This is a genomic window from Nocardia rosealba (assembly GCF_020216065.1).
GTDB lineage: Bacteria > Actinomycetota > Actinomycetes > Mycobacteriales > Mycobacteriaceae > Nocardia > Nocardia rosealba.
On the sequence record NZ_JAIWNA010000005.1, the window covers coordinates 316,472 to 333,911 of the forward strand.

At 68.5% G+C, this 17,440-nt stretch carries 22 protein-coding genes and 1 pseudogene; 9 read left to right on the forward strand and 14 right to left on the reverse strand.

All coding sequences use genetic code 11. The features are described 5' to 3' along the window. Nucleotides 1-249: 249 nt before the first annotated feature. From rlmB to carD, 5 genes and pseudogenes are all read right to left on the reverse strand, one after another. On the reverse strand, nt 250-1,233 hold the full coding sequence (rlmB, locus tag LDL21_RS20555) for a 23S rRNA (guanosine(2251)-2'-O)-methyltransferase RlmB (protein ID WP_225281369.1): 984 nt from the start codon (nt 1,231-1,233) through the stop codon (nt 250-252). After that, entirely contained in the window at nt 1,233-2,636 is a 1,404-nt protein-coding gene (cysS, locus tag LDL21_RS20560; protein ID WP_225281370.1) for a cysteine--tRNA ligase, read from the reverse strand. The genes rlmB and cysS overlap by 1 nt, the downstream gene beginning before the upstream one ends. Before the next feature lie 105 nt (nt 2,637-2,741). Then, the gene (ispF, locus tag LDL21_RS20565) at nt 2,742-3,212 is read right to left on the reverse strand and encodes a 2-C-methyl-D-erythritol 2,4-cyclodiphosphate synthase (protein ID WP_181700831.1); all 471 of its coding nucleotides are present in this window, start codon (nt 3,210-3,212) and stop codon (nt 2,742-2,744) included. 137 nt (nt 3,213-3,349) lie between these two features. Next, nucleotides 3,350-4,030: pseudogene (gene ispD, locus LDL21_RS20570) on the reverse strand (2-C-methyl-D-erythritol 4-phosphate cytidylyltransferase); the annotation flags it as partial. A gap of 1 nt (nt 4,031) precedes the next feature. Then, nucleotides 4,032-4,520: an RNA polymerase-binding transcription factor CarD gene (gene carD / locus LDL21_RS20575; RefSeq protein ID WP_019044685.1), complete on the reverse strand. Its 489-nt coding sequence runs from the start codon at nt 4,518-4,520 to the stop codon at nt 4,032-4,034. 352 nt (nt 4,521-4,872) lie between these two features. On the opposite strand from carD, the gene LDL21_RS20580 reads away from it, so the two are divergent. Next, a complete protein-coding gene (locus LDL21_RS20580) occupies nt 4,873-5,574 on the forward strand; it encodes a copper chaperone PCu(A)C domain-containing protein (RefSeq protein ID WP_225281372.1) in 702 nt (233 codons plus the stop codon). Between the two features lie 79 nt (nt 5,575-5,653). After that, nucleotides 5,654-7,054, forward strand: a complete 1,401-nt coding sequence (radA, locus tag LDL21_RS20585; RefSeq protein ID WP_225281373.1) for a DNA repair protein RadA — start codon at nt 5,654-5,656, stop codon at nt 7,052-7,054. 146 nt (nt 7,055-7,200) lie between these two features. Here the strand turns inward: radA and LDL21_RS20590 are convergent, their stop codons facing one another. Both LDL21_RS20590 and LDL21_RS20595 read right to left on the reverse strand, forming a co-directional pair. After that, complete coding sequence (locus LDL21_RS20590; RefSeq protein ID WP_225281374.1) at nt 7,201-7,875, reverse strand: hypothetical protein; 675 nt, start codon at nt 7,873-7,875, stop codon at nt 7,201-7,203. Between the two features lie 71 nt (nt 7,876-7,946). Beyond that, nucleotides 7,947-8,570, reverse strand: a complete 624-nt coding sequence (locus LDL21_RS20595; RefSeq protein WP_181700825.1) for a carbonic anhydrase — start codon at nt 8,568-8,570, stop codon at nt 7,947-7,949. Nucleotides 8,571-8,660: 90 nt separating this feature from the next. Between LDL21_RS20595 and LDL21_RS20600 the strand changes: the two genes are divergently transcribed. Continuing rightward, nucleotides 8,661-9,530: an iron-sulfur binding domain-containing protein gene (locus LDL21_RS20600; protein WP_225281375.1), complete on the forward strand. Its 870-nt coding sequence runs from the start codon at nt 8,661-8,663 to the stop codon at nt 9,528-9,530. A gap of 129 nt (nt 9,531-9,659) precedes the next feature. On the opposite strand, the gene LDL21_RS20605 is transcribed toward LDL21_RS20600, so the two are convergent. Continuing rightward, nucleotides 9,660-10,394: an alpha/beta fold hydrolase gene (locus LDL21_RS20605; RefSeq protein WP_225281376.1), complete on the reverse strand. Its 735-nt coding sequence runs from the start codon at nt 10,392-10,394 to the stop codon at nt 9,660-9,662. A 32-nt stretch (nt 10,395-10,426) separates the two neighbouring features. Between LDL21_RS20605 and LDL21_RS20610 the strand changes: the two genes are divergently transcribed. The 4 genes from LDL21_RS20610 to LDL21_RS20625 all read left to right on the forward strand — a co-directional run bounded on the left by LDL21_RS20610 (nt 10,427) and on the right by LDL21_RS20625 (nt 12,411). After that, nucleotides 10,427-10,750 carry an antibiotic biosynthesis monooxygenase family protein gene (locus LDL21_RS20610; protein ID WP_067495664.1) on the forward strand — a complete coding sequence of 108 codons (324 nt, stop codon included), beginning with the start codon at nt 10,427-10,429 and terminating at the stop codon, nt 10,748-10,750. A 210-nt stretch (nt 10,751-10,960) separates the two neighbouring features. After that, the gene (locus LDL21_RS20615) at nt 10,961-11,161 is read left to right on the forward strand and encodes a CbtB domain-containing protein (protein WP_067495667.1); all 201 of its coding nucleotides are present in this window, start codon (nt 10,961-10,963) and stop codon (nt 11,159-11,161) included. After that, a complete protein-coding gene (locus tag LDL21_RS20620) occupies nt 11,152-11,922 on the forward strand; it encodes a CbtA family protein (protein ID WP_225281377.1) in 771 nt (256 codons plus the stop codon). The genes LDL21_RS20615 and LDL21_RS20620 overlap by 10 nt, the downstream gene beginning before the upstream one ends. A gap of 36 nt (nt 11,923-11,958) precedes the next feature. Then, nucleotides 11,959-12,411, forward strand: coding sequence for a hypothetical protein (locus LDL21_RS20625; RefSeq protein WP_181700815.1), 453 nt, complete (start codon nt 11,959-11,961; stop codon nt 12,409-12,411). A gap of 4 nt (nt 12,412-12,415) precedes the next feature. Here the strand turns inward: LDL21_RS20625 and LDL21_RS20630 are convergent, their stop codons facing one another. The 4 genes from LDL21_RS20630 to LDL21_RS20645 are packed head-to-tail and all read right to left on the reverse strand — an operon-like array spanning nt 12,416 to nt 14,382. Next, on the reverse strand, nt 12,416-12,853 hold the full coding sequence (locus tag LDL21_RS20630) for an OsmC family peroxiredoxin (protein WP_181700813.1): 438 nt from the start codon (nt 12,851-12,853) through the stop codon (nt 12,416-12,418). 56 nt (nt 12,854-12,909) lie between these two features. After that, nucleotides 12,910-13,356, reverse strand: a complete 447-nt coding sequence (locus tag LDL21_RS20635; protein ID WP_067495678.1) for an SRPBCC family protein — start codon at nt 13,354-13,356, stop codon at nt 12,910-12,912. Nucleotides 13,357-13,411: 55 nt separating this feature from the next. Beyond that, nucleotides 13,412-13,732 (reverse strand): DMT family transporter, encoded by a 321-nt coding sequence (locus LDL21_RS20640; protein ID WP_181700811.1) that lies wholly within the window; start codon nt 13,730-13,732, stop codon nt 13,412-13,414. Further along, the gene (locus tag LDL21_RS20645) at nt 13,729-14,382 is read right to left on the reverse strand and encodes an FMN-dependent NADH-azoreductase (protein ID WP_225281378.1); all 654 of its coding nucleotides are present in this window, start codon (nt 14,380-14,382) and stop codon (nt 13,729-13,731) included. Before LDL21_RS20645 ends, LDL21_RS20640 begins: the two co-directional genes overlap by 4 nt. A 102-nt stretch (nt 14,383-14,484) precedes the next feature. Here LDL21_RS20645 and LDL21_RS20650 point away from each other — a divergent pair, with 102 nt between their 5' ends. Together LDL21_RS20650 and LDL21_RS20655 are read left to right on the forward strand one after the other, a co-directional pair. After that, nucleotides 14,485-15,081 carry a TetR/AcrR family transcriptional regulator gene (locus tag LDL21_RS20650; protein WP_225281379.1) on the forward strand — a complete coding sequence of 199 codons (597 nt, stop codon included), beginning with the start codon at nt 14,485-14,487 and terminating at the stop codon, nt 15,079-15,081. Between the two features lie 37 nt (nt 15,082-15,118). Further along, entirely contained in the window at nt 15,119-15,571 is a 453-nt protein-coding gene (locus tag LDL21_RS20655; protein WP_225281380.1) for a DUF4240 domain-containing protein, read from the forward strand. A gap of 6 nt (nt 15,572-15,577) precedes the next feature. Here LDL21_RS20655 and LDL21_RS20660 read toward each other — a convergent pair whose 3' ends face one another. Both LDL21_RS20660 and LDL21_RS20665 read right to left on the reverse strand, forming a co-directional pair. Then, nucleotides 15,578-16,438, reverse strand: coding sequence for an ABC transporter permease (locus LDL21_RS20660; protein WP_225281381.1), 861 nt, complete (start codon nt 16,436-16,438; stop codon nt 15,578-15,580). Continuing rightward, nucleotides 16,435-17,328: an ABC transporter ATP-binding protein gene (locus LDL21_RS20665; protein WP_181700808.1), complete on the reverse strand. Its 894-nt coding sequence runs from the start codon at nt 17,326-17,328 to the stop codon at nt 16,435-16,437. Before LDL21_RS20665 ends, LDL21_RS20660 begins: the two co-directional genes overlap by 4 nt. Nucleotides 17,329-17,440: the final 112 nt, after the last annotated feature.

The window sequence follows — 17,440 nt, forward strand, 5'->3', positions numbered from 1 at the left end:
CCCCGGGCCCCCCCCCCCCCCCCCGGGCCCCCCCCCCGCCCCCCCCGCCCCCCCCCCCCCCCCCCCCCCCCCCCCCCCCCCCCCCCCCCCCCCCCCCCCCCCCCCCCCCCCCCCCCCCCCCCCCCCCGCGGCCCCTCAGGGGCCGCGCTCGAGCGCGCCAGCGCTCCAAAAACACAGCCAGCACCTCATGGGCGCAATCCAAAAAGAGCCGGGCACGCTACAAAGCAGCACCCCCCGCCCTACAGCACCTCACCCCAGTCGACGCTGCCGAGCGATATCAGCCAACACCACACCAGCAGCCACCGAAGCGTTCAACGACTCGACCGGCCCCGCCATCGGAATACTCAAAATCGAGTCACAGGTCTCCCGGACCAGCCGCGAAAGACCCTTACCCTCGGACCCGACAACAACCACCGTCGGCACACTGCCGTCGAAATCGTCGAGTGCCGTATCACCACCCGCGTCGAGCCCGACGATCTGGATACCCTGAGACGCCCAGTCCTTCAACGTGCGCGTCAGGTTGGTCGCCCGCGCAACGGGCAGACGCGCCGCCGCACCCGCACTGGTCCGCCACGCCACCGCGGTGACGGCCGCACTGCGACGCTGCGGGATCACCACACCCTGACCACCGAACGCGGCGACCGAGCGGATGACCGCGCCGAGGTTGCGCGGGTCGGTGATGTTGTCGAGGGCGACGAGCAGCGCGGGTTCGGCGGTCGACTTCACCCGGTCCATCAGGTCGTCGGGGTGCGCGTACCGGTACGGCGGCACCTGCAGTGCCACGCCCTGGTGCAATCCGTTGGCGCTCAACCGGTCCAGGTCGGTGCGTGGCACCTCGAGGATGGAGATGCCGAGGTCGGCGGCGCGCTGCACGCTCTCGGTGAGGCGGTCGTCGTTCTCGGTGCCGACCGCCACGTAGAGCGCGGTCGCGGGCACATCCGCGCGCAGGCACTCGAGCACCGGATTGCGGCCGAGTACCAACTCGGGACCGTCGTCGGACTTGCGGCCGGCGCGCGGTACGCCGGACTTGCCGGTCGGACGACCCTGTGCCGCTTTGGCTTTGGCCGCGGCGGCCGCGCGTTTGGCGGCGGGATGCTTGGTGCGTTCGACCGCGGGCGGGGTCGCGCCGCGCCCTTCGAGGCCGCGACGACGCCTGCCGCCGGAACCGACGACAGCACCCTTCTTGGTGCCGCCCTTCCGAATCGCTCCGCGTCGCTGTGAATTGCCTGCCATCAGTTCGCCTTTCCGCTAGCTGCGCCCAGCGACCATTCCGGCCCCTGCGGGGTATCGGTGACTTCGATACCCGCCGCGATGAGCCGATCCCGTGCGGCATCGGCTTCTGCCCAGTTCTTGTCGGCCCGCGCGCTCGCCCGGCGGTCCAGCTCCGAGCGGACCAGCACGTCGAGCGCGTCGAGCGCCGCCGAATTGTCGGCGGGGGTATACCAGTGTTCGTCGAACGGGTCGACGCCGAGGATGCCGAGCATCGCCCGCACCTGCCCAGCCAGTTCGGCCGCCGTGTCGAGTGCGCCCGATTCCATGGCGCGATTGCCCTCGTGCACCACGTGGTGGATCTCGGCGAGCGCCTTGGGGATCGCCAGATCGTCGTCGAGCGCGGCGGCGAACGCGTCGGTCCATTTGCCGACCGGCACCGCACCGGCCCGATCGTGTACCCGCCGTACGAAAGCCTCGATGCGCTGATAGGAAGCGACCGCGTCGTCGAGTGCCTTGTCGGAGTATTCGAGCATCGAACGGTAATGCGCGCTGCCGAGATAGAAACGCAATTCCACCGGCCGTACGCGGGTGAGCACATTCGGCACCGAGAGAACATTGCCGAGCGACTTCGACATTTTCTCCCCGCCCATCGTCACCCAGCCGTTGTGCAGCCAGTAACGCGCGAAACCGTCGCCTGCCGCCTTCGACTGGGCGATCTCGTTCTCGTGGTGCGGGAAGATCAAATCCATTCCGCCGCAATGAATATCGAATTCGGGGCCGAGATAGAACTCGGCCATCGCGGAGCATTCCAGGTGCCAGCCGGGGCGACCGGGGCCCCACGGCGAAGGCCAGCTCGGCTCGTCCGGTTTGGCGGCTTTCCAGAGGGTGAAATCGCGGGGGTCGCGTTTGCCGCGGGTGGGGGTTTCGCCCTGGTGCACGTCGTCGAGTTTGTGGCCGGAAAGTTCACCGTAATTCGGCCAGCTCACCACATCGAAATACACATCGCCCTCGGCGGCGTAGGCATGCCCGCGCTCGATCAGCCGCTTCATCAGGGCGACCATCTGGGTGATGTGCCCGGTGGCGCGCGGTTCGGCCGACGGCGGAAGCACACCGAGGGTTTCGTAGGCGGAATCGAACGCGCGCTCGTGCGTGGCCGCCCATTCCCACCACGGCCTGCCCGCCTCGGCGGCTTTGTTCAGGATCTTGTCGTCGATATCGGTGACATTGCGGATGAACCGCACGTCGTAGTCGTGTGCCAGCAGCCAGCGGCGCAGCACGTCGAACGCGACGCCGCTGCGCACATGCCCGATATGGGGCTGACCCTGCACGGTGGCACCACACAGATACACCGAGGCACGGCCGGGGACCAGCGGGGTGAATTCCCGCATGGTCCGCGTGTCGGTGTCAAAAAGGCGCAAGGTCACGGCATTCGATCCTAGTCGGTGGGATGAGAGTGGGGTTGACCGGCCGGTTCGTGGCTCGCCGCGTTTCCTGGCGGCGACGGTGGGGCGGTCGGGTGGGGTGGCCCGTCAGGGCTGCGAACACTCCAGCAGACAGGTCGCGATGGCGGCGACACCCTCACCGCGCCCGGTCAATCCGAGCCCGTCGGTGGTGGTTCCCGATACCGAAACCGGTGCGTCGAGTAATTCGCCGAGTACTTTTTGCGCTTCGGCGCGGCGCGGGCCGATCTTCGGGCGATTGCCGATGACCTGCACGGCGGCGTTGACGACGGAGTAACCGTCGTCGGTGAGGAGTCTGCGGACTTCGGTGAGCATGGCGGCGCCGGTCACGCCGGCCCATTCGGGGCGGCCGACGCCGAAGACGGCGCCCACGTCGCCCAGGCCGGCGGCGGAGAGCAGTGCGTCGCACAGCGCGTGCACGGCGACATCACCGTCGGAGTGGCCCGCGCAGCCGTCGGCGTCGGGAAACAGCAGACCGGCCATCCAGCAGGGACGACCTGGTTCGATGGGGTGCACGTCGCTCCCGATGCCGACTCTCATCGAGCGACCTCGGTCCGGACGGCAGAGTGACCGAGCTGCGCGGCGCCGCCGACGGGTGCGGACTCGGCAGCGGGCGTGAACCCCGGCTCGACCTGTGACGCAGTGGCGTCGGCCGAGGTGGCATCGCGCCGCCGGGCGAGGACGGCGTCGGCGAGGGTCAGATCGAGTGGCGTGGTGATCTTGAAGGCCAGTGGGTCGCCTGCGACGGTGTGCACGGCGACGCCGAGGCGTTCGACCAGGCCCGCGTCGTCGGTCGCGCCGACGTCGGTGGCGTAGGCGCGGCGCAGCAATTCGGCGTCGAAGCCCTGGGGAGTCTGGATGGCGCGCAGGTCGGCGCGGTCGGGTGTGCCGGTGACAACACCCGCGTCGTCGACCGATTTCACGGTGTCGACGACGGGCAGGGCGGGCACGACGGCCGGGCTGCCTGCCTGTAGTTCGGTGGCGACGCGCGCGATGAGTTCGGGCGGCGTGAGCGCGCGGGCGGCGTCGTGCACGAGGTAGTACCCGGCGTCGGGTGCGGCCGCGATGCCCGCGCGCACCGAATCCGTGCGCTCGGCGCCGCCGACGACGACCTGCACCGGCACAGGGGGCATCGAACCGCCGGTCAGCGAAGTGGTGGACAGCAAGGCAGACGCGGCGTCGACCAGTTCGGCAGGTACGACCACGACCACCCGGTGCACAGCACCGGACGCGATCAGCCCATCGACGGCCAGCCGGACCATAGGTGTACCGCCGACCGGGACGAACGCCTTCGGGGTGGGTTCACCCAGGCGCACGCCACGACCGGCGGCAGGAACCAGTGCTACGACAGGTCGCACACTACGAGGCCGCGGCGAGGACCTCGTCGAGCAGCGATTCGGCCTTGCCGTCGTCGGTGCCCTCGGCGAGCGCGAGCTCACCGACGAGGATCTGACGAGCCTTGGCCAGCATCCGCTTCTCACCGGCGGACAGACCGCGATCCTGCTCACGACGCCACAGGTCGCGGACGACCTCGGCCACCTTGTTCACATCGCCGGAGGCGAGCTTCTCGAGGTTGGCCTTGTAACGGCGGGACCAGTTGGTCGGCTCCTCCGTGTGTGGCGCGCGTAGCACCTGGAAGACGCGGTCGAGACCTTCCTGGCCGACGACGTCGCGCACGCCGACGTATTCGGCGTTTTCTGCGGGAACGCGAACGGTCAGGTCGCCTTGCGCGACCTTCAGGACCAGATACTCTTTCTGCACACCCTTGATGGTGCGGGTCTCGATTGCTTCGATCAGCGCCGCTCCGTGGTGGGGGTAAACGACGGTGTCTCCGACCTTAAAAATCATGTGTCCCGTGCCCCTTTCGATGTTCACAGTTTAACATGCGACTCGGTAACGGCGCGATCAACTGTGCAGGTCAGGGCCACAACGAGGACATCCCAGGGGTTGACAATCAAGAATTGTTGTGCATTGTGTTGCGCCAGAACAGGTTAACCACCAGCACAACGACCGGTATTCGCACTTCGGCCGTCCGGCATCGACGTGGCAACCACGTCCGGGACACCGAACTGTTACTTCCGCACCCGCGCGTCGCGAGCCCCGACGCCACGCGCGCGAAGCGAACTACTACGCTGCCTAGTTACTACCCTCCGGTCCCCGTGTGGAACGGAGTGAGCCCGGTCGACATGGAGGACAAACCGTGACTGCCCTGAAAGCTGTGACCGCCCCGTCGGCGCGACGTCGCATGGTGACGGTTGCCGCGCTCGCCGCTGCCGCGGGCATCGCCCTGACCGGCTGCAGTGCCGGCCAGCACACCCAGACCTCGTCGCAGGCCGCCGCCATCAACGGCAACCACGCCGATGTCGGCGACATCTCCCTGCGCAACGTGCACATCGTGTACCCCGAGGCGGCGTCGGAGCACCAGAAGGGCGGCAAGGCCGTCCTCGCCCTGTCGATCATCAACGGCAGCGAGACCGTCACCGACGAGCTCACCAGCGTGAGCACCGACCTCGGCCCGATCAAGATCACCGGCCCGGCCGGTGGCAAGTTCGAGCTGAAGCCGCAGGAGACCGTGCTGGTCGGCCCGCCGAGCGTCACCGCCGCGGCCGAGACCGGCGATCACCACGGCACCACCACGGCCGCACCGACCACCACCGCGGCACCGACCACGGCTCCTGGTGGCGGTAACTCCAGCGCCAGCGACGCCGCCGCCGAGCCGGCGAGCATCGAGATCACCGGCCTCACGGAGAACATCACCCCCGGCCTGACCTACACGGTCACCTTCAACTTCAAGGACGCGGGCACCGTGCAGGTGGCCGTTCCGGTCGACGCCGCCACTTCCGAGCGCGTCGAGAACGAGAAGTCCGGCCCGGCGCCCGAGGGCGCGGGCGGCGGTCACTGAGACCAGCTGTCGAGAAAAGCCGTCGCGAACTTTCGCGGCGGCTTTTCTTGTTGTCGGACCCGATCCGTAGGGTGCGCGTGTGGCCAAGACCAAAGCTGTTTTCCGTTGCACCTCGTGTTCGCACGAGGTGTCGAAATGGGTTGGCAAATGCCCTGATTGCGGTGCGTGGGGCACCGTGAACGAGGTGGCGGTCTCGGCCGCCGCGGCGGCGCCGGGGCGCCGGGCCATGCTGCCGAGCACGGCGGCGGCACCGCTGTCGCAGATCGACGCGAAGGTCACCCAGGCCAGGTCGACGGGGGTGAGCGAGCTCGACCGGGTGCTCGGCGGTGGGGTGGTGCCGGGATCGGTGGTGCTGCTGTCGGGTGAACCGGGCGTCGGCAAGTCGACCCTGCTGCTCGAGGTCGCGTTCCGGTGGGCCGCCCAGCGCGCCGAGACCGCGCTGTATGTGACGGCGGAGGAGTCGGCGGGTCAGGTGCGCCTGCGTGCCGACCGGACCGGGGCCGTGCACGACCGGGTGTATCTCGCGGCGGAATCCGACCTGTCGATCGTGCTCGGGCACGTGGAGCAGGTGCGTCCGACGCTGCTGGTCGTCGACTCGGTGCAGACGATGCTCGCCCCCGAGGTCGACGGCGTGATCGGCGGTGTCACCCAGGTACGCGCGGTGACGGCGGCGCTCACCTCACTGGCCAAGGCCAGCGGGATCGCGGTGCTGCTGGTCGGGCATGTCACCAAGGACGGCAATGTGGCCGGTCCGCGCACGCTCGAGCACCTGGTGGACGTGGTGCTGCAGTTCGAGGGCGACAAGAACTCCTCGCTGCGCATGGTGCGCGGCATCAAGAACCGCTTCGGCAGCGCCGACGAAGTGGGCTGTTTCGAACTCCACGAGGACGGCATCGCCTGCGTCGACGATCCGTCCGGATTATTCCTGCATCACCGCACCGATGCCGTGCCCGGCACAGCGGTGACGGTCGCGATGGACGGCAAACGTCCGCTGGTCGCGGAGGTGCAGGGGCTCACGGTGAAGACCGAGATCCCCCAGCCGCGTCGCGCGGTGAGCGGCCTGGACTACAACCGGGTGGCCATGGTGCTCGCGGTCCTGCAGAGCCGTGGCCGGGTGTTCCTCGGCAAGCACGACGTGTACGCGGCGACCGTCGGCGGCATGCGCCTGGTCGAGCCGACCGCCGACCTCGCCATCGCCCTGGCCATCGCCAGCGCCGAGGCCGATATCGCCCTGCCCGCGGGCTGGGTGATCCTCGGTGAGGTCGGCCTGGCGGGTGAGGTCCGCAAGATCACCGGGCTCGGCCGGCGCCTGGCCGAGGCCGAGCGATTGGGCTTCACCACCGCCCTGGTACCGCCGGGTTCGGAGAAGTCCAAGAGCGGTTCGATGCGCATCCACGAGGTCGGCGACCTGCGTTCGGCGCTGCGATTGGCCGAACTCCGCAAATCCCGGGCACCCCGCGAGCCTGCGGCCGTGGAATAACTCCGGCAAACCGCGCTTTCCGGTCGAATTCGGCATTTCGGCGGTAACAGCCGTTGACACGGCGGCCCGTCCTGCGAATTCTGCAAATCAGCCGTCTTGGACATGTGATTTACAGCGCATCCGCATAATGCCCGGTCGGACGGTATTCAGTCGGCCAGGTTGAACGGTTCGGCCGCGCTGCGGATGGAACCGAGCTGTGCGACAACCATGTACGCACCCGCCGGGACCGGCAACCGCTCCCCCGCGCATTGGGGCTGGGACGTGGTGCCGAACCAGGTGCCCTTGTACGACAGCTGTTCGCCCGCCTTCAGGGTTTTCACCTCAGGCGGCCCGTCCGGGGTGCAGTCGTTGCTCGCCCACAGCCTGCGCTGCCCGTCGAGGGTGAAGACGAGGAACTGCGGGCCCGCGCCGAGATCGCGCGAGCACGCGGCCGTAGAGATGTTGGTGATGACGGTGCCGAAGCCCGGCTGGTCACCCACCCGGTAGGTCGGCTGGTTGACCGTCACCTTCAGCGCCAGCGACTGATCGCTACACGGCTGGGCCGCGGGCTCCGGGGCGGCGGACGTGGTCGACGACGGTGCCGCCGACGTGCTGGTCACCGAACTGCTTGCCGCCGAACTACTGGCCGCACTGCTGGTCTGGGACGTGCTCGCGACCGTCGTCGAGGACGCGGCCGCGCCCGAACCGGACGAATCACCACCGCGCGCCACCATCGTGACCAGCCAGACCACGATCGCGAGCGCGACGACGATGACGCCGATGGCCAGCGCGCGACGACGCCAGTAGATCTCCGGTGGCAGCGGTCCATTCGGTTCCAGCACGCTTCAAAGGTAAGCGCAGCGCGCGAGGGCGCGCTCGATGACCTCGGCGTGTCGGGCGCTTACCGCCCGATTCAGACCGTCTCGCCGATATTGCCGACCACCCGGCGCAGGTGCGCGCGACCGTCGGACAACTGGTAGGTGACGCTCGCGATCGCGCACTGACCAGTGGCGACGCGCTGGGAGATGATCATCGAGCGTTCCATGAGCAGCTTGCTGGTCTCCACCACGTGCCGGGCCTCGAGGTCGTCGACCGTCGTGAGCCCTTCGCGGCGGCCGAGCAGGATCGAGGGGGTCACCTTCTCGACCACGCTGCGAATGAAGCCGCCGGGGACGGCGCCGCCGTCGAGCGCGTCGATCGTGGCCTTCACCGCGCCGCAGCTGTCGTGGCCGAGGACCACGATCAGCGGCACATTGAGCACCTCGACGCCGTATTCGATCGAGCCGAGCACCGAGGAGTCGACGACGTGGCCTGCGGTACGCACCACGAACATGTCGCCGAGACCCTGGTCGAAGATCAGTTCGGCGGCTACACGCGAATCGCCGCAGCCGAAGAGGATGGCGTGCGGTCGCTGTCCGTTCACGAGCTTGGCCCGGTCTGCTGCGCCCTGGCTAGGATGCAGCAGAGTGTCGTTGACGAAGCGCTCGTTGCCCTCGCGCAGCGACTTCCAGGCACTTATCGGATTAGAACCAGGCATACCGACCATTGTGCACACGCTATCGGTTACCAGCGAGTCTGCGCTGTTACGCCTCGGCAAAGTCGGCCTGGCAGAGATGGAACGGGAACAGTGAGTATCGACGCCGAGGTCCTGCTGGATTGGTTCACCGAGCGGGCGCGTGACCTGCCGTGGCGGCGGCCGGAGGCGACCGCCTGGCACATCCTGATGAGCGAGATCATGCTGCAGCAGACACCCGTGGTGCGGGTGGAGCCGATCTGGCGTGAGTGGGTGGCGCGCTGGCCGGTGCCCTCGGCGATGGCGGCGTCGTCACAGGCCGAGGTGCTGCGGGCATGGGGCAAGCTCGGTTATCCGCGCCGGGCACTGCGGTTGCACGAGTGCGCGCGGGTGCTGGCCGCCGAGCACGGCGACGCGGTTCCGGCCGACGTCGACGTCCTGCTGAGCCTGCCGGGTATCGGCGCCTACACCGCCCGCGCGGTGGCGTGTTTCGCGTACGGGCAGCGAGTTCCGGTGGTGGACACCAATGTTCGCCGCGTCGTGGCGCGGGCGGTGCACGGCCGTGAACCCGGTAATCCGTCCTCGCGCGATCTCGCCGAAACCGAGGCGCTGCTGCCCGCCTCGGTGCCGCGGGCCGCGAAGTTCTCGGCGGCGCTGATGGAACTGGGCGCGCTGGTCTGCACGGCCCGCAACCCCGACTGCGGCAACTGCCCGCTGCCGCGCTGCGCCTGGGTCGACGCGGGCAGGCCGGCCGCCGAGGTGGTGCGCAAGGTGCAGAAGTACGAGGGCACCGATCGGCAGGCGCGCGGCAGGCTGCTCGATGTGCTGCGTGATGCGTCGGGGCCGGTCGAGCGGGTGCGGCTGGACATGGCCTGGACGCGCGACCCGGGTCAGCGGGCTCGGGCCCTGGATTCGCTGCTGGTCGACGGGCTCATCGAGCAAACCGAGGACGGTCTGTTCGCCCTGGCCGGCGAGGGAGCCTGACCTCCGGACCTGCGGCGGAACTGTTCGACCAGGCGCAGGCGTGCCGATCGGAACCGTGCCAGAAACCGTTCGACCAGCCGCGGGCGTGCCGATCGGAACCGTGCCGGAATCGTTCGACAAACCCGGCACTCAGACCCGTGCCAGAAACCGTTCGACGTGCGCGCGGTATTCCTCGGGCCGCTCATCGTGAATCAGGTGCCCCGCCCCGGGAACTCGCACGTACTCCGCGTCCGGATGCACCTCGGCCATCGTCCGCATCTGCCCCGCCGGGGTGATGGTGTGCTCGCCCTCGATGAGCAAGGCGGGAACGCGCAGCGATTTCCATTCGTCCCAGAAGTCGCGCGTTCCCCATTCCTCGGAGATCGCACGGAAGGTGTCGACCTCGCCGTGGAGCCGGTAGCCGCTCGATTCGGTGAACGCCCGCAGGAAGTACCGCCCGGCCACCGGCCCGAAATAGTCGATCACGGCCTGCTCGTCGGGGAAGGGTTGCGGCCAGGAGTGGATCAGTTCGGCCCAGTGGGCGGCGGTGCGGCCGGTGAAGTCCGGGGCGATGTCCTCGACGACGATCGCGCGGACCCGCTCGGGATGGGTCGCCGCGAACACCCACCCGTGCAGCGCACCCATCGAATGCCCGATCACGATCATCGGTTCGGTGATCGCCGACGTGTGTTCGGCGAGGTCGGCGACGAACGCCTCGGTGCTGAGCTCGGCGGGCGGAACACGACCGTGACCCGCGGCGTCGAAGGTGTGGACATGACCGAACTCGCGCAGCCACGGCACCTGATCCGACCAGGTACGCGCGCTTCCCATCAGACCGTGTAGCAGCAGAATCGGCACCCCGACCCCGCCTTCGTCGTACAACACGCACCCGATTCTGCCCCGTATACAGTCGACTCATGGCTGTTGTGAAGATCAATGCGATCGAGATTCCCGAGGGCGCGGGCCCGGAGCTGGAGAAGCGGTTCGCCGCGCGGGCCCACGCGGTGGAGAACTCGCCCGGGTTCCTCGGCTTCCAGTTGCTGCGCCCGGTGGCCGGTGACAACCGGTATTTCGTGGTGACGCAGTGGGATTCGGAGGAGTCGTTCGCCGCGTGGCGCGACGGGCCGGCCCGCGCGGCGCACGCCGGTCACGGTGCCGACGGTGAGCGGCCCAAGCCGGTGTCGACCGGTGCGTCGCTGCTCGAATTCGAGGTCGTGCTGGACGTGCCCGCGAAGTCCTGATCGGGGCGTTTCCCCCGGGATGTATTGACGCGCCCTGGCGGCGGCTGTCACAGTTCGAGGGAAATTACGCGAGGGTGCGCGGTAATCCGGTGAGATTCCGGAGCGGTCGCGCCACTGTATTCCGTGCCGGATTCCGGTGCGGACAGCCAGACATCGGCATCCTCGCCTATCGCTTCGATCGCGGGACGCGCATCCCGGAGGAGGACCCGAATGGCTATCGCGCATTCACCCAGCCGGTCTACCGGCCTCGACACCCTGGCAACCGTGCTGGTCACGGTCGGTGTCGTTCTTCTTGCACTGCTCACGCTGTACCTGGTCGGTTTCGATCAGGGGGCCGTCTCGCGTAGCGGGATGTTCCTGCACGAGCTGATGCACGACGGACGTCACCTGCTCGGTGTCCCGTGCCACTGACCGGATCCTTCAAAACCCTGCTGCTACGTGGCCTGCTGGCCGGTCTCATCGCCGGTCTGCTGGCCGCGACAGTGGGCTATTTCATCGGCGAACCGCACATCGAGGCGGCGATCGCCATCGAGGAAGCCGGATCCGGCGGGCATTCGCACGGGACCGTCGAGGACCAGGCGCACGATGAAGAACCGCTGGTCAGCCGATCGGGGCAGCAGGCGGGTCAGTTCCTCGCGCTCGCCTTGGCCGGTATGGCGTTCGGGGCGATCTTCGCCGCCGTGGTGAACGTGGCTCGCCGTTTCACCACGCTGAGCGGGCCCCGATTGTCGCTGACCACAGCGGGTTTCGCGTGGGTGGCGATCGTCGCGGTGCCGTTCTTCAAGTACCCGGCCAATCCACCGGCGGTCGGCGACCCGGAAACCATCGACCAGCGCACCTGGCTGTGGGTGGCCGTCGTCGTGCTCGGCCTGCTCGCGGTCGCGGCGGCCGTCGCGGCCTATCGCGCGCCGGCCGGTCAGCTCGACTCGTTCCGGATCGTTGCCGCGGTAGCCGCGTTCGTGTTGGTCACCACGGTCGGTTACGTGCTGCTGCCGGGGGTGAACGAGGTCTCCGACGATTTCCCGGCGACGCTGCTGTGGCAGTTCCGGGTGGCGTCGCTGGCCGAAACCGCCACCCTGTGGGCGGCTTTGGGACTGGTGTTCGCCGCGCTCACCGAATGGTCGAGCGCGCGTAGCACTCCGGTAGCACGCGAGGTCGCTACCTCGGGGTGATCCTCGTGAGTACCGCGGGAGGGCAGTGTCGGCATCATGACCGACACTGCCTTCTCTGTTTCCGTCGCCCGTCCGGGCGCGGTGCGCGTGGCCTTCGCCGGGCTGGTCACCGCGCTGGCCGCCGGAGTCGCCGAAGGACTGCTGCGTGCCGTGCGCGGTGGGACCGAATTGGGCGCCACCGCGACGGGTCTGCTGCCCCGGCTGGCCATCTACCTGGTGGTGCTCGGGGTCGCGATGCACATGGCCAACGGCAGCCGGGTGTCGCGGGCCCTGCTCACCGTCGGCATCGGGATGATCGGATTGGTCTCGCTCATCATCGAACCGCTGGCTGTGCTGCTTTCCACCGACGATTTCGGCGCCCTGTTCGGTGGGCTCGCGCCCGATTCAGCGGTCCTCGTCGCCTGCCGGGCGGTGCACATCCTCGCGGTGGTGATCGCGATTCCGGCGATGTACACCCCGGCGGCGCACCGCTGGTTCACCCAGCGGTGAGTGTTCAGATGAGTTCGGCGTCCAGTTCCACCTCGGCGACACCGGCGAGCGCCTTGCTCACCGGGCAGCCGTTCTTGGCCGCGGTCGCCGCGGTGTAGAAGCCCTCGGCGTCGATCCCCGAGGCGACGGCGCGCACGGTGAGCTTGATCTTGCTGATCCGGAAACCGCCCGCCGGGTCGGGGCCGAGGGTCACGTCGGCGGTGACGTCGAGGCTCTCCGTGGTACCGCCCACGTTGGCGAGCTCGGCCGAGAGCGCCATCGAATAGCACGACGAGTGCGCGGCCGCGATCAGCTCTTCGGGGCTGGTGCCCTCGGCGGTGTCGGCCGTGCGCCGGGGCCAGGACACGTCGAATTTGCCGAGACCGGAGCTGACCAGCTCGACCTGCCCTGAGCCGTCCTGCAGCCCGCCTGCCCAGAGTGTGCGTGCGCTACGAATCGCCATCACGTTCCTTTCGCCTCAGTCGAGAAATGTGTGTGCGATACCGAACCTACGTGAGCTCAGACCGGGATACTCGTCACTTCGTCTAGGCGTTCCAGCTTCTCCGGCCACACCTGCCGATGCAGGTCACGGATGGCGGCGGTGGGGAAACCGGAGTGCCGCAGCCGCAACCTGATGCCGCGTGGTTGTTTCAGGAACTCGGCGGCGACCACGGTCTCCACCCCTTCGGTCGCGGCGGTGACCCAGGTGAACTCGATCCGGCGGTTGGCTTCGAGCGTCAGGATGCGGCCGTAGTGCGGGTTGCGTTTCTCGGCCGAGCCGGTGTCGAAATAGAGGGGCTCGTTCACGGCGGGTCGCATCAGAACCGATCCGGGGACGGCCAGCCACAGGTCGAGGCCTTGGGTCCAAGCCGCGTACAGCAGGCTCGGCTGGGCCTTCATGACTCGCTCGACGGTGAGCTCGTGGGGCCGAGTGGACAGGTCCGGGGGGCGAACTGGCTGGTCCATCAGCCGACCCTACCGGTCAAGTGCCCGCCGAGCCCGCATCGGGTGTGCCACAGGGTCACTCGGGGTTGGTGACGCGCGCGAGCACGATGCCACCGAGAATCAGCGATAGGGCGAAGACCCGGCCGGCGCTGAGCGGGTCCTTGTGCACGAGCACACCGAGACCGATCGCTCCGAGTGCACCGATCCCGGTGAACACCGCGTACGCCGTGCCGACCGGAAGGGTTTGCATGGCGCGCGAGAGCAGGTAGACCGCCAGCGAACCGAGCGCGATGCACAGCAGGGTCGGGCCGAGTCTGGTGAAGTTCTCGGTGGGTTTGATGGTCTGCGACCAGGCGATTTCGACCAGGCCGGCCACGCCGAGCAGGATCCAGTTCATCGCGTGTAATCCTTTGCGAGCAGGCGTACTTCGGCGATGGCGGCGTCGAGTGAGGCCTCGTGCTCGGTACGCAGGTGGGCAAGGTTGGGGTCCGAGACAGCGTTGGCCAGTTCGGCATTGACGAAAACGGTGTCGGTGACGGCGTAATGGCCTGCGAAGAAGTCGCGCAGGTAGCGCTCCTGATAGTCGAACGCGGCTTTCGGCGCGCCGGGCGAGTAGGCGCCGCCGCGTGCGGAGACGACGACGAAGCGCCTGTGCCCCAGCGACATACGCGGGAACGTCACCTGATCGAGCCAGGCCTTGAGCGTGGCGGGGATCGAGTAGTTGTACATCGGGGTGCCGATGAGGATGACGTCGGCGGCCAGCAATTGCGCGAGCAGGGGTTCGACGATGCGCCATGCGGCGCGGGCGGCGGGCGTGACGGCGAGGTCCGGCAGGCGATCGAGATCGGTACTCCCCGCCGCGAGAACGGCATCGCACAGCTCGGTCCACCCTTCGTCGATGAACGGAGCGGGGTCGGTGGCGAGGTCGCGGTAGGTGTAGTCGCCCCCGGGCTCCGCTTCGCGCCAGGCCCGCACGAATTCCGCGCCGAGCCTGCGGCTGAGGGAATTGGTCCTGGCGCTGGCGTCGAGGTGCAGCAGGTGGGTCATGTCGAGCCTTTCGATAACCGGACGTTGTGTCCGCTTGGTTCGACGATAGAACACAAGTGGACACCTTGTCCACATTTGTGCTTCTCGGTTAGAGTCGACCCCATGGAGCCTCGATCCGACCTGCTCACCGGCACGGCACCACCACCCGAACGCACCGATGCCGCCCGCAACCGCGCCAAAGTGCTCGCCGCGGCGGCCGATCTCTTCGCTACCCGCGACCCGCGCACCGTCACCATGGACGACATCGCCAAGGCCGCGGGCGTCGGCCGGGGCACCCTCTACCGCCGCTACCCCGACCGCAACGCCATCGCCGTCGCCCTGCTCGACGAACACGAACGCGCCGTCCAGGAGCAACTCCTGCGCGGCGAACCCCCACTCGGGCCGGGCGCGCCTCCCGCCGAGCGCCTCGCCGCGTTCTATGCCGCGATGATCGAATTGCTCAGCGCCCACGCGCATCTGGTGCTCGGCGCCGAGACCGGCGGGGCCCGCTTCGCCACCGGCGCCTACGGGTTCTGGGCACTGCACGTGCGGGCCCTGCTCGTCGAAGCCGGTATCCCCCAGCCTGATTCGCTGATCGATACCGTCCTGGCCCCCTTGGCGGCCGAGGTCTACCTTCAGCAGCGTGAACGCGGCTTGTCCCCGGGGCAGATCACGGCAGGTTTGTCGGTCCTCGCTCACCGGTTGCTCGGGGCCGGGTAGGCGCGATGTGTCGGTGGCTACGGCTACCGTCACGCGGGTGAGGACACTTCCTACCGATGCCGAAGTCGACCGGTTCTGGGCCATGATCGAATCCGCCTGGGGTGCCTGCGGTGCGCCACGCACCGAGGAGCGACTCGACGAGTTCCTGGCCGAATTACGCGCGCTCAGTGCTGATTTCACCAGCGAGGAGCTCACCGCACTGGACCGGGTGGCCGAGCGCGCGCTCTACGACATCGACCGTGCCGATATCCACGCGGTGATCGGCGGGTCCGACGACGGGTTCCTCTATCGCCGCGGCTTCATCGTCGCGCTGGGTCGCGACTACTACCGCGCGGTTGTGGCCGATCCGGCGGCCGTGCGATCCCACGGGGAATGTGGGCAGATGGGTTATTTCTTCGCCCACCTGCACAACGACCGGTTCGGGACCTTCCCCGACCGGAATTCGGGAATCTCCAGGGAGACGGCGTCGAACCCGGCCGGGTGGTCGTAATCGGGGTCAGGTGAGGTCGCGGCGGGAGGTGAGCCAGATGGTTCCCGCCACGAAGATCGTCACGTAGACCGCGAGGACGACGAGGGACTCGCCGCGGGTCAGGATGTCGAGAACACCCGGCGTGGCCGGACCGTCCTCCGTGCGCATCGCCCCGGCCAGTGAACCTGCGGCGGTACCGGGAAGCAGATCGGTGACCGCTTCGACGTGGCCGAGGATTCCCGCGACCCCGCGCAGCAGGTCCTCGACGACGAGAACCCAGATCAGGCCGAGCCCGACAGCGAGAGCGGGGCCACGGGCCACGGCGCCGATGAAGGCGCCCGCTGCGGTCCACATACTCAAAATGGCTGTGCCGGTGAGGAGTCCGAGAAGGGATCGGTCGAGCGCGGGCAGCGTGACCGCCTGACCTTCCGTCACCGCGATGAGCGACGCGACACCGAGGTCGACGACGAACGCGGCACACACCAGGACGACCACCGTCACCAGCAGGCCGAGCAGCAGCCCACCGACCGCGTTCGCGCGGCCCGGCCCCTGGGTGAACACGGTCTTCCACGTCCCCCAGCCGTACCCGCTACCCACCGCCAGCGCACCGAGGACGAGCATCAGCGCACCGCCGAACATGGCCATACCCTGGGTGAACACCTCGGGGACGGCGGCGGGCACGAGCCGGCCGAGCAGCACGTCGCGCGGCAATCCGTCGGACATGGAACCACTCTCACCGGAGCGGTAGGCCAGATAGTTGAACAGGTAGGCGAAGGTCAGATTCAGCACGATCCATGTGCCGAGCACGATCCAGAAGGTCGGCCACCGCCGAAGACGCAGCGACTCGGCTCTGATACTTGCCGTGAGATCTCTTGTAGTGCTGGTCATTTCGCGACCTCCGTCAGCTCGAAGAAGACTTCTTCCAGGGATTTCTCGTCGACGCGCAGCTCGAGCAGGTCCACACCCGCCTGCACGACAGCTCGCGCCACAGCAGGCGCCATCGCCGTCGTGGTCGCTATCCGAATGCCCTCGGCGCTCACACGCACCGGCGCGTCGGACACCGCGCGGACCGCCTCGACGGCCACGTCGACCGGTTCGGCACGCACGAGCAGCGATGCGGTGCCGCGCAATTCGGCGACCGTCGACTCGGCGAGCAGACGTCCACCGGAGATCACCCCGACCCGGTGGCAGATTTCCTGCACCTCGGCGAGCTGATGACTCGACAGCAGCACGGTGTGACCTTCTGCCGCGAGATCGACGATGAGCGAACGCATTTCGGCCAGTCCGGCCGGGTCGAGACCGTTGGTCGGCTCGTCGAGGACGAGCAGATCGGGATCGCCGAGCAGGGCCGCACCGACTCCGAGGCGCTGCTTCATGCCGAGGGAATAGGTGCGGAAGCGGTCGTCGGCGCGGGTGGTGAGGTCGACGCGGGCCAGCGCCTGGGTGACCTCGCGGTCGCCGAGTCCGCGGTAGCGGGCGAGAACGCGCAGGTTGTCGCGACCCGACAGGTACGGGTAGAAGCCCGGGCCCTCGATCAACACCCCGACCCGGCGCAGCACCTCCGGGTCGCCGGGGGCGCTGCCGTGGACCGTCGCGGTGCCCGCGCTCGGCCGGACGAGGCCGGCCAACATCCGCAGCGTCGTCGTCTTGCCCGCGCCGTTGGGACCGAGGAAACCGTAGATCTCCCCGGTCCCGACCCGCATACTCACCGCGTCCACCGCGAGGTGTTCGCCATAGCGTTTGGTCAACCCGGTGGTGACCACGATTGATTCGTTCATGCGATAGACGATCCGCGCCGAAGGGGTGTCCGCACATCCGTCGCGCGGCTCGTTCGGGCCTACGTCGCGCGATGTACGCGGGGGTCCGGGAAAAATACGTGCGTAGGCCGAC

Bases quoted from the DNA above. Each gene is read 5' to 3' on its own strand.
- ispF (WP_181700831.1), bottom strand. From the start codon at position 3,212: ATGAGAGTCGGCATCGGGAGCGACGTGCACCCCATCGAACCAGGTCGT.
- LDL21_RS20625 (WP_181700815.1), top strand. From the start codon at position 11,959: ATGACCGACACTGCCTTCTCTGTTTCCGTCGCCCGTCCGGGCGCGGTG.
- LDL21_RS20610 (WP_067495664.1), top strand. From the start codon at position 10,427: ATGGCTGTTGTGAAGATCAATGCGATCGAGATTCCCGAGGGCGCGGGC.
- LDL21_RS20665 (WP_181700808.1), bottom strand. From the start codon at position 17,328: ATGAACGAATCAATCGTGGTCACCACCGGGTTGACCAAACGCTATGGC.
- LDL21_RS20660 (WP_225281381.1), bottom strand. From the start codon at position 16,438: ATGACCAGCACTACAAGAGATCTCACGGCAAGTATCAGAGCCGAGTCG.
- LDL21_RS20645 (WP_225281378.1), bottom strand. From the start codon at position 14,382: ATGACCCACCTGCTGCACCTCGACGCCAGCGCCAGGACCAATTCCCTC.
- LDL21_RS20650 (WP_225281379.1), top strand. From the start codon at position 14,485: ATGGAGCCTCGATCCGACCTGCTCACCGGCACGGCACCACCACCCGAA.
- LDL21_RS20635 (WP_067495678.1), bottom strand. From the start codon at position 13,356: ATGGACCAGCCAGTTCGCCCCCCGGACCTGTCCACTCGGCCCCACGAG.
- LDL21_RS20595 (WP_181700825.1), bottom strand. From the start codon at position 8,570: ATGCCTGGTTCTAATCCGATAAGTGCCTGGAAGTCGCTGCGCGAGGGC.
- rlmB (WP_225281369.1), bottom strand. From the start codon at position 1,233: ATGGCAGGCAATTCACAGCGACGCGGAGCGATTCGGAAGGGCGGCACC.
- LDL21_RS20640 (WP_181700811.1), bottom strand. From the start codon at position 13,732: ATGAACTGGATCCTGCTCGGCGTGGCCGGCCTGGTCGAAATCGCCTGG.
- LDL21_RS20630 (WP_181700813.1), bottom strand. From the start codon at position 12,853: ATGGCGATTCGTAGCGCACGCACACTCTGGGCAGGCGGGCTGCAGGAC.
- carD (WP_019044685.1), bottom strand. From the start codon at position 4,520: ATGATTTTTAAGGTCGGAGACACCGTCGTTTACCCCCACCACGGAGCG.
- LDL21_RS20615 (WP_067495667.1), top strand. From the start codon at position 10,961: ATGGCTATCGCGCATTCACCCAGCCGGTCTACCGGCCTCGACACCCTG.